3 protein-coding genes and 1 riboswitch are annotated in these 2,688 nt (G+C 63.7%); all 3 genes read right to left on the bottom strand.

The window, feature by feature from the left end:
- Positions 1-410 (bottom strand): adenosylhomocysteinase (locus tag ABIV12_RS11475; protein WP_348059366.1); only part of this gene is annotated, 410 nt, incomplete at its 3' end.
- 47 nt (positions 411-457) lie between these two features.
- Positions 458-579: riboswitch (S-adenosyl-L-homocysteine riboswitch) on the bottom strand.
- Between the two features lie 110 nt (positions 580-689).
- Positions 690-1,685, bottom strand: a complete 996-nt coding sequence (locus ABIV12_RS11470) for an alpha-E domain-containing protein (RefSeq protein WP_348059364.1) — start codon at positions 1,683-1,685, stop codon at positions 690-692.
- Positions 1,685-2,688: circularly permuted type 2 ATP-grasp protein (locus tag ABIV12_RS11465; RefSeq protein WP_348059362.1), on the bottom strand; the 1,004-nt coding region annotated here is incomplete at its 5' end. The genes ABIV12_RS11465 and ABIV12_RS11470, both read right to left, overlap by 1 nt.

The raw sequence follows: 2,688 nt of genomic DNA, 5'->3' as shown, positions 1-2,688 counted from the left end.
CCTTTGCCACCCGGGAACGTCACCGCATCGAGCGTGCAGTCCCAGTATTCCTCGAGCGACTCACCCTTCCACGCGAACACCGGCGTGCCGGTCTTGGCGATGGCGGCGGCCGCATGATCCTGCGTCGAAAAGATGTTGCATGAGGCCCAGCGCACGTCGGCGCCGATGTCCTTCAGCGTCTCGATCAGCACCGCGGTCTGGATGGTCATGTGCAGCGAACCGGTCACGCGCACGCCCTTGAGCGGCTTGGCGGCGGCGTACTTCTTGCGGATCGACATCAGACCGGGCATTTCGTGCTCGGCAATGTCCAGTTCCTTGCGGCCCCAGTCGGCGAGACTGAGGTCGGCGACCTTGAAATCGCCTTCGGTCGAGAACCGTTTTTCGGAAACGGGTTTGATCTGTGCGTTCATGTGTTGCTCCGTCGTTGGAAGTCCGTGGGGCCGGTGGCCTGGACTTGCATTAACGGGCGCCGTTGTCGCTTGGACACTCGCCGAGCCTGGCCTCGTCGGTCAGCCGGCCATCAAGGCCTAGCTTGCGCGGAAGAATCCGCGGACGGCGGTCGCAGCGCCCCTCGGCGGGCGGGCACGCAGTATATCTCTATCTCGCGATGAAAGGATAAATGCGTGTTCGCGCCCGCCATGAGCGTCGTGGGGAGCGGCAGGTCCATGTCACCGTGCGCCGCGCCGGGATCACTTGGCCTGTGATTGGGACTGCGACTGAGCCTGAGCCACCTCGGTCGACACCATGAACTGGCGTTGGATTTCGTCGCCCAGCGTGCTGAGGCGCGCCATTGCATCCTGCAACCAGGGTTGCAGACCCGTGTCGAGGATGTCATCGATGCGCGCATAGCGCGACTGTGCAGACAGCGACCCCGCAAGGCGAACCACTTCCATCGTCTCACCGCCGGCCAACGTTTTGAGCACTTCGTGCAGCGTGCTGGCGCAGGTCAGCAGCGAGCGCGGGTTGCTCTGTTCAAGAAGCATCAGCTCGGCAACGCGCGCGGCGCTCACCGATGATCGGTAAAGCCGCCTGTAGGTTTCGAACGCGGAGAGTGCCTGCAACAATGCACTCCAGCGGAAGTAGTCAACGGTGTCCTCGGCATCTCGCCCGGTCTGCACGTGCGGTTCGCTGCCCGCGATGTCGAGCAGTCGGATGGCCCAGTCGGCCCGTTCGATGAATGCGCCGAGCTGCAGGAACTGATAGCCCTCACCGCGACCGAGCGTGCCGATGGTGACGCCGCGAAAGGATGCGGAACGACTCTTCACCCACTCGAGCAGGTTGTTGACGCCGTCGGACTGCAAACGGCCCCAGCTTCTGCCGCGAATTTCCAGCCACGAGGTGTTGAGGTCTTCGTACATTTCCGCGGTGATCGCGACGCGCTGCGCGCGTGCCGCTTCGCGTGCGCCGCGGAAGCAGTTGAACACCGATGCGGGATTGTCGGTCGCAAGCAGCAAATGCCGCAGAACCGTCTCGGCATCGATGCGCCCGTATTTCTCCAGGACCACATCGGAAAGGTCGAGCGCATCGAGCGCGCGCCGCCACGACACGGCTTCGGCCTTGCCGCGGTCGTAGCGCTCGGGAAGCATCGCGATACGCAATGCAACATCGATCAGGCGCGCGGTGTTCTCCGCGCGTTCCATGTGGCGCGAAGCCCAGTAAAGATCGCTTGCAGTACGACAGAGCATCAGCGGTCGCCCTCGAGCACCCAGGTGTCCTTGGTGCCACCGCCTTGCGACGAGTTGACCACCAGCGAGCCCTCCCGCAGCGCGACGCGCGTGAGTCCGCCGGGAATCACCTGGATGCGCTTGCCCGAAAGAATGTACGGGCGCAGGTCGATGTGTCGAGGGGCGAGACCGCTCTCGACGAAGGTGGGGCAGGTGGACAGCGACAACGTCGGCTGTGCGATGTAGTTCGATGGTTTGGCGAGGATGCGCTGGCGGAATTCCTCGATCTCCGCCTTTGTCGACGCGGGACCGACGAGCATGCCGTAGCCGCCCGCGCCGTGGACTTCCTTTACCACCAGCTCGTGCAGATGTTCGAGCGTGTAGCGAAGGTCATCGGCCTTTCGCAGTTCATACGTCGGCACGTTGTGCAGGATCGGTTCTTCGGCCAGATAAAACCGGATCATCTCGGGCACGTAGGGATACACCGACTTGTCATCGGCGACACCCGTTCCGGGTGCATTGGCGATCGTCACGCGACCGGCGCGATAGGCGCCGAAGATTCCCGGGATGCCGAGCATGGAATCGGAGCGGAACACGGTCGGGTCGAGATAGTCGTCGTTGATCCGGCGATAGATCACGTGCACCCGCTGCGCGCCGCGCGTGGTGCGCGCGTACACGTTGTCGTCGCGTACGAACAGATCGGCGCCTTCGACCAGTTCGACCCCCATCTGCTGAGCGAGGAACGCGTGCTCGAAATAGGCAGAGTTTGCCGCGCCCGGCGTCAGCACCGCGACCACCGGCTGATCGATGCCCGCCGGCGCCGCTTCGCGCAGGATTTCCAACAACGCATCCGGGTACCGTTCGACCGGCGCGATCTGCTGGCGCGCGAAGAGTTCGGGAATCAGTCGCGCCATCATGCGACGGTTTTCGAGCATGTACGACACGCCGGACGGCACACGCAGGTTGTCTTCGAGCACGTAGTACTCGCCATCGCCGGCGCGCACCAGATCGATGCCGGAGATGT

This window comes from Dokdonella sp. (genome assembly GCF_039926425.1).
Lineage (GTDB): Bacteria > Pseudomonadota > Gammaproteobacteria > Xanthomonadales > Rhodanobacteraceae > Dokdonella_A.
Note: the sequence above shows the minus strand (reverse complement) of the source record. Positions and strands in the feature narration are given on the sequence as shown.

Excerpts from the sequence above, each read along its gene's own strand:
- ABIV12_RS11470 (WP_348059364.1), bottom strand. The coding sequence starts at position 1,685 with ATGCTCTGTCGTACTGCAAGCGATCTTTACTGGGCTTCGCGCCACATG.